The 6,417-nt window shown below is 41.6% G+C and carries 5 protein-coding genes; 4 read left to right on the top strand and 1 reads right to left on the bottom strand.

Annotation, left to right across the window (positions count from 1 at the left end; translation table 11 throughout):
* Window positions 1-139: 139 nt before the first annotated feature.
* Complete coding sequence (locus tag LD39_RS09550; protein ID WP_035545577.1) at window positions 140-982, bottom strand: biotin/lipoate A/B protein ligase family protein; 843 nt, start codon at window positions 980-982, stop codon at window positions 140-142.
* A 256-nt stretch (window positions 983-1,238) separates the two neighbouring features.
* Between LD39_RS09550 and LD39_RS09545 the strand changes: the two genes are divergently transcribed.
* The 4 genes from LD39_RS09545 (at window position 1,239) to LD39_RS09530 (ending at window position 6,176) form a co-directional block, all read left to right on the top strand.
* On the top strand, window positions 1,239-2,534 hold the full coding sequence (locus tag LD39_RS09545) for an HD domain-containing protein (RefSeq protein ID WP_035545576.1): 1,296 nt from the start codon (window positions 1,239-1,241) through the stop codon (window positions 2,532-2,534).
* 12 nt (window positions 2,535-2,546) lie between these two features.
* Entirely contained in the window at window positions 2,547-3,047 is a 501-nt protein-coding gene (locus LD39_RS09540; protein WP_035545575.1) for a YwgA family protein, read from the top strand.
* Between the two features lie 166 nt (window positions 3,048-3,213).
* Window positions 3,214-5,244: an ABC transporter permease subunit gene (locus tag LD39_RS09535; protein ID WP_052158800.1), complete on the top strand. Its 2,031-nt coding sequence runs from the start codon at window positions 3,214-3,216 to the stop codon at window positions 5,242-5,244.
* Between the two features lie 389 nt (window positions 5,245-5,633).
* Window positions 5,634-6,176 (top strand): YwhD family protein, encoded by a 543-nt coding sequence (locus tag LD39_RS09530; RefSeq protein ID WP_035545574.1) that lies wholly within the window; start codon window positions 5,634-5,636, stop codon window positions 6,174-6,176.
* Window positions 6,177-6,417: the final 241 nt, after the last annotated feature.

The raw sequence follows: 6,417 nt of genomic DNA, 5'->3' as shown, positions 1-6,417 counted from the left end.
CCACGGAAAGCGAACCTTTTCCTGCAGCCCCAAACTCACACGAATGTCTCGAAACCGAGTCTTCAACAATCGGGAGTTTAGTGGAAGAAGAAAGATCAACAAATTAACAAACCCCAAACTAAAAAAACGCTCGAGACCGTTATTTCAATCGGTCGAGCGCTTTTTCATTCCGTTGGATCATTTGCTCAAATCGTTTGTTGAACCATTCGATTTCTTCCCCCTCAAGAGGAGTGGTCACAACTTTTCCTGACAAATCGTAAAGCTTTCTTAATATACGATCCCGTACGTCTTCCACAGTCAGATCTGTTGCGAGCAGCTCGTTTAAAGACGCCATGACTGTCGGGTCGATATCAGGATACTTGAAGCGTGTTTTTTCAGCTCGTTTCCCTATTTCATAAAATCGTTTCAATAGGAAGGCACGCTGAGCACCGCTGCCGCTAACGTCTAAGTAGATTTGGACAGCTGAACCACTCTTTACGCGTCGTTGAGAGATGCCGGCGAATTTTTTACCATGAATACTCAAGTCATACGTGCCAGGGCAATAGGAGCGGGTAATTTCATACGCTTCAATTTCGTTCGTCAGATCAGACAAAAGTGAGCGGATGAACGCGACCATCGCATCATACCCTTCATGAATGTTTACTTCCTTAGAATCTGGGAAAATGAGGGACAGGTTCAGCACTCCGTCATCAAGCACAACGCCAAGACCGCCCGAATTCCTTACGATCACCTGGTATCCTTCCGATTTTAGGAAGTCAATCCCATCCGAGATATAGGGGAGTCGTGCATCCGGAATGCCAAGGACGACTGTATCGTGATGAACCCATAACCTGGCAGCAGTAGGACTCAAACCTTCTCCGACTGAGATGGAGAGTGCATCGTCCATCGCAAATGATTGGAGCGCAGAAAAGGTCGGCCCAAGACTGCTTTGGTCAATGAAGCGATAAGCTTGAGGATGTAGTAATGCATGTATAGTTTCCATAAAAACGTTTCTCCTTTTTGTACAATCACCAACCTTCATTATATCAAAAGAAAGGTGTTGCATGAATCGGTTCTCATATGTAAAATCTTTAAAGGGTTCTGCTCAATAAGAATTTAGCTAAAAAAACAGAACATCTTGAGAGCGGTAAAGACGGGGTTATTCTTTAGCTCCTGTCATTTTTTGTCTGTCAAGATGTTTTTTTGTCGTATGGAAAGGTATATAATAGATAAAAATGTCGTGAAGAAAGGACAAACGGATGGTCTATCGTGATGAGAAACTAAGTGAAGAAAAGGTATTTAAAGACCCTGTGCATCGCTATGTCCACGTGCGTGACCGGGTTATATGGGACTTGATTGGAACAGCCGAATTCCAGCGGTTAAGGAGAATTAAACAGCTGGGAACCTCTTATCTGACTTTCCACGGGGCGGAACACAGTCGTTTCAATCATTCTCTTGGCGTTTATGAAATCGTGAGAAGAATCATCGAAAACTTCAAGGATCGCGACAATTGGGACCATGAAGAGCGATTGCTCTGCTTATGTGCTGCATTGTTGCATGACCTGGGGCACGGCCCATTTTCCCATTCTTTTGAAAAAGTGTTCAAGCTCGATCATGAAGATTTCACACAGCAGATTTTACTTGGAGATACAGAAGTCAATGCCATATTGAAGAAAGTGGCTCCGGATTTCGCGAAAGATGTAGCGGACGTCATCAATAAAACGTATGAAAATAAACTGGTCGTCAGCCTGATTTCCAGCCAGATTGACGCAGACCGGATGGATTATCTGCAGCGTGATGCTTATTTTACTGGTGTCAGCTACGGGCATTTTGACATGGAGCGAATTTTGCGTGTGATGCGTCCGATGGAAGATCAGGTCGTCGTCAAAGAAAGTGGCATGCATGCGGTGGAAGACTACATCATGAGCCGATACCAAATGTACTGGCAAGTGTATTTCCATCCTGTAACCCGAAGTGCCGAAGTCATATTGTCGAAGATCCTTCACAGAGCAAAGGTGCTTTATGAAGAAGGCTATACATTTAAATTGAAGCCGATTCATTTCCTTTCCTTTTTTGCAGGGCAGCCGACGTTGAAGGAGTATTTGGCGTTGGATGAAGCCGTCACTTTGTATTATTTCCAAATGTGGATGCAGGAAGAGGATCCGATTTTAAGTGATCTATGTGATCGGTTCGTGAACCGTCGTCTATTCAAATATATTGAATTCAATCCCAACTCTCAAATGAACGAGTGGATGGAGCTTTACAAACTGTTTTCAAAAGCTGGTTTGGATCCTGATTATTACTTGGTGGTCGATTCTAGTTCTGACCTTCCTTATGATTTTTATCGTCCAGGAGAAGAAGGGGAGCGGCTGCCCATCCATTTGCTTCAGCCGAGTCAGGAATTGAAAGAACTCTCCCGTTTGTCAGAAATCGTCGAGTCTATCTCAGGTAAAAAGCGAACAGATCATAAATTGTATATTCCTCTTGATCGTCTCGAGGAGATGTCGCAACGTAGTAAAACGAAGAAGCGGATTATGGAAATACTGTATGGATAAGGAGTGAGCTCCATGTTGGAGAATCATGCGAAGCTGATGCAATTTTTCTCAAGCACGGATGAGATTGTAGGTCGTAAAAAGCTGCAAAAAATGATATACATACTGAAAAAGTGTGATATTCCATTTGAAGAACGTTATCAATTTCATTTTTATGGACCGTATTCAGAAGAACTGACGCTTAGAGTAGAGGAAATGTGCAATTTGGGCTTTATTACTGAGATGAGAGAAGAAAAGAAAAATTATTATCAATATCGGTACCAGCTTACAGATAGCGGACGCGCTTTTCTTGAGCATTACACGATGGATTTACCGCCTCTTCATGAGCATATTAAGGAAATGAAAGGAAAAAGCTCTCGTTTCTTAGAGTTGGTTTCTACTATGCTTTTCTTCGAAGATTTACCTAGAGACGAAATTACTCAAAAAGTCTATAAGGTAAAAAGCACACAAAACTATTCTGATGAAGATATAGAAGAAGGATGGAAATTTATTGAAAATTTACGAGCGATTCATTAAAATCAAAGATAACACCAAGGTATACTGAGCATCAGTATACCTTTTTTTATTCAATGGTGTCTGACTATTAAAAAAATTAAGAGGTGTGTGCCGATATATATAAAAGGCACAAACAGGAGATGAGCCGAGCTTAAGAAGAGATAGGTAGGATAGGGCGGGGGTCAAAATGAAATTAGTTAAGTTTGTTGCGTATTATATTCTTGGGTTGGTAGGAATCATGGTAATCAGTGCCGCTCCTGCTCTGTTCCGTGCAGGGTCTTATTTCAATGTGTCCGCATTTTTCAGGGAGTTCCAAACCTTGCTGACTCAAATTGTCCAGCCGGCGGATTGGATGTATATCTTCAAAGGAACTCCTGAACCACTACTTTCGTTTCTGTGGGAGCCTTATAAGTATTCAATGACGGTCTTTTTCCTCGGAATTATTCTCGGCTTCGTCTTGGCCTTCGTTCTTGCCTTAGGGACTGCTTTTTTACCGAAGTGGGCGAAAGGGATTGTAGGCAGAGTCTTGAATATTCTTGAAGCTGTACCGGATTTGCTGTTAGCTTTTTGCTTACAGCTGTTTATCGTCTGGTTATATAAACAGACGAACATTCTCTTTTTTCAATTTGCTTCTGTAGGCCAGGAGAAGGTGTACGTCTTACCGATCATTGCGATTGCGGTGCTTCCAATGGTTACGATGTACAAAATCATTCTAATGCTTATTGAAGAGGAGATGACCAAATCTTATGTGCAGATGGCCAAGAGTAAAGGGATGGAGAAATCATTCATCTTAAATATTCACGTTTTGAGAAATATCGTAAAAAGTGTTTTTTATCATTCGAAAATTATTCTATGGGGGGCGTTATCCAGTCTATTAATTATTGAATACATATTTAATATGAATGGGATTACGACTGCTTTTCGTGAAGATCCTCGGGCCATCGTTTCTTCTGTAATCCTGTTTATGCTATTCACTCCTTTTTTCCTCATTTATCAAGGGACAGAATCCTTTATTTTCAAAGATAACAAAGTGGCAGAAGAGACTTCTTTGAAGATGAACACTTTCATTGGCTCATACGTGACAAAGCCAGGAGGAAAATGGTTCAAGCATCTGCTGGGGGAATTAGGAGCACACTTTAAAAACATCAAATTTGTAGCTGGTTTCCTTGTTATAGTCGGAATGTTAGTGACAAGCGTCATTTATACCATGACGGCTGATCCTTTAATCGAAAAGTTTTTACACATAAAAAATGAAGAAGGGCGTCTAGTCAGTGCCGCTCCCCACTCACCTGAGTATGTATTCCTTGGGACCGATGTTCTAGGATACAGTATTTTTGATCAACTGTTGGTAGGAGCCAAATATACAATTTTATTTGCTTTAGTTATTGCTTTTTTAAGAATGATCATTGGTTTCCTGCTTGCCATTCCTTTTGTTTTCTTTTTACCCGATAAAATTCAACGCGGGATAGAGAGAATAGTAGACGGAATGCATTATCTACCCATGACGATTATTGCCTATGTACTTCTCGCTCCAGTCTTATTGATGCCTCCAAGCGGGTTTGCTACTACAGAAACGGAACGGATCATTTTTCAAGGAGTTATTTTGACGTTACTTGCTGTCCCGCTTATCATCACTTTATTTGGAAATGAGATGAAGTTGATCATGCAGGAAGAATATGTGATAAGTACAAAAGTATTGGGGGGAAGCTCTTTACACTTGCTATGGAAGCATTTGCTCCCTCATTTGAGTTCACGAATGGGAGTAGTGTTTGGCCAGCAGTTTATTCAGACATTGTTGATCTTTATCCATCTCGGAGTTTTCAATATTTTCTTTGGGGGAACAAAACGGAGCTTTGATCCAATGATGCCGGATCCTCCACAATCGACCACCTATGAATGGTCAGGGCTGATTGGTTCATCTAAAGATTCACTGATGACAGGGCGCTGGTGGTTGATCATCCCTGCACTAGCCTGTTTCATGATTCTTATCCTTGCGATGCAGTTAATTATTCAAGGAATCAAAGAAGTCCAACATAGACGAGTAGGGGTTCCAGTAGAAGGAATGAACTGGTGGAAGCGATTGTTCGGCAAAAGGAAGAAAACGAGGTACATGCCGAGAAATCCAGCTAAAGAAGCATTCGTACTCATGAAGAGTGAGCACCTTAAACAAAACGAGAATCGAGATACCTTTTATTCAGAAGGCAAGAAAGAAGGGTGAGAAGTATTCTCTCCTAAGTATTTGGAGGAGCCGATTTCAAATTTGGTAAGACTAACAGCGATAGAGAGCTTGTACAAACGTTTGATTAACGTCTGAAACCAAATAAAATGCCCGAAGCTGAATGTCAGCTTCGGGCATTTCACTGCCTATGTAAAGTAGAACTCATAACTCTTTTTTTATTTATCTTAGGTATATCCTTGTTTATTGATAGGCAGAACCGCACTTCCCCTTAAGTACGTAGATAGATCATTATCTATACTTCGAGATAAAATGAGAATCTCCTTCTTTTTATTAAGAATTCTTTGGATTGAAGCCTTTCTCTAAAAAAGCTTGGAGAGAATATGTTAAAATGAGACAAAACCGTCAGGCAAGAGGAGGATTCTCTTACAATGAAAGAATTTGAACAGTTTAAAAATAAGGATGAGAAGAGCGATAAAAAGAAAAATCAATTTACCATCATCAAGGATGATTCTACGGATGGCCACGGAGGTTACGGCGTAGGTTCAATCAGCCTTGAGAACATGACACCTGTCATCGTGGATCCGAACGAAGGAGAAGCGTTCGTCGACATGGGAGCCCTTCATGCGAGAAGTAAAGTGGAAAAAAGGATAAAATTCATTCCGAATAAAGACGAAGTCCCTAATGGCTTGCTCTACTGGATCGCCTGGGTAACCGTCGATTATCAAGAAGGGAAGCCTACTTACTACGGTGTTGCCGGCAGTGAGCTGCGCGTTGACCGTTCAATCAAACGCGGCTACAAATCCATGCCTGAACACGTCAATCATATGGATAAATCATTGAAAGGGCGCTTTGCCGTCGATCATATGGATGAAAAATCGAAAAAGATTCTCGGAGAGTACTTGCGTGAGTTCAAACCGGATCTTTGGGAGAATACGAAACAAGAATTAAAAGACTCGCTTGGTGTAGAGTAAGTTGAATACGGAGCACTTCCTTTCCGGGAAGTGCTTTTTTGTGCTCGGCTTAGGTGAACCTTGTTGTTCATTTAGCTCCCTTATCCAGAAGACTCAGTTTCAAGATATTCAAGATGTTTCCGATACGGTTGACAGCGGATGGAGGTCCGGGAAAGTACTCGCTTTCCATGGGCATGTGGTGTGCTTCCTCAGGCTTCGCCTTGCGGGATCTCACCGATCATGTTCATCCCATAGGAGTCTC

Source organism: Halobacillus sp. BBL2006, assembly GCF_000786645.1.
In the GTDB taxonomy this organism is placed as follows: domain Bacteria; phylum Bacillota; class Bacilli; order Bacillales; family Halobacillaceae; genus Halobacillus.
This window is presented reverse-complemented; position numbering and strand designations above follow the sequence as displayed.

Bases quoted from the DNA above. Each gene is read 5' to 3' on its own strand.
- LD39_RS09550 (WP_035545577.1), bottom strand. From the start codon at position 982: ATGGAAACTATACATGCATTACTACATCCTCAAGCTTATCGCTTCATT.
- LD39_RS09545 (WP_035545576.1), top strand. From the start codon at position 1,239: ATGGTCTATCGTGATGAGAAACTAAGTGAAGAAAAGGTATTTAAAGAC.
- LD39_RS09530 (WP_035545574.1), top strand. From the start codon at position 5,634: ATGAAAGAATTTGAACAGTTTAAAAATAAGGATGAGAAGAGCGATAAA.
- LD39_RS09540 (WP_035545575.1), top strand. From the start codon at position 2,547: ATGTTGGAGAATCATGCGAAGCTGATGCAATTTTTCTCAAGCACGGAT.
- LD39_RS09535 (WP_052158800.1), top strand. From the start codon at position 3,214: ATGAAATTAGTTAAGTTTGTTGCGTATTATATTCTTGGGTTGGTAGGA.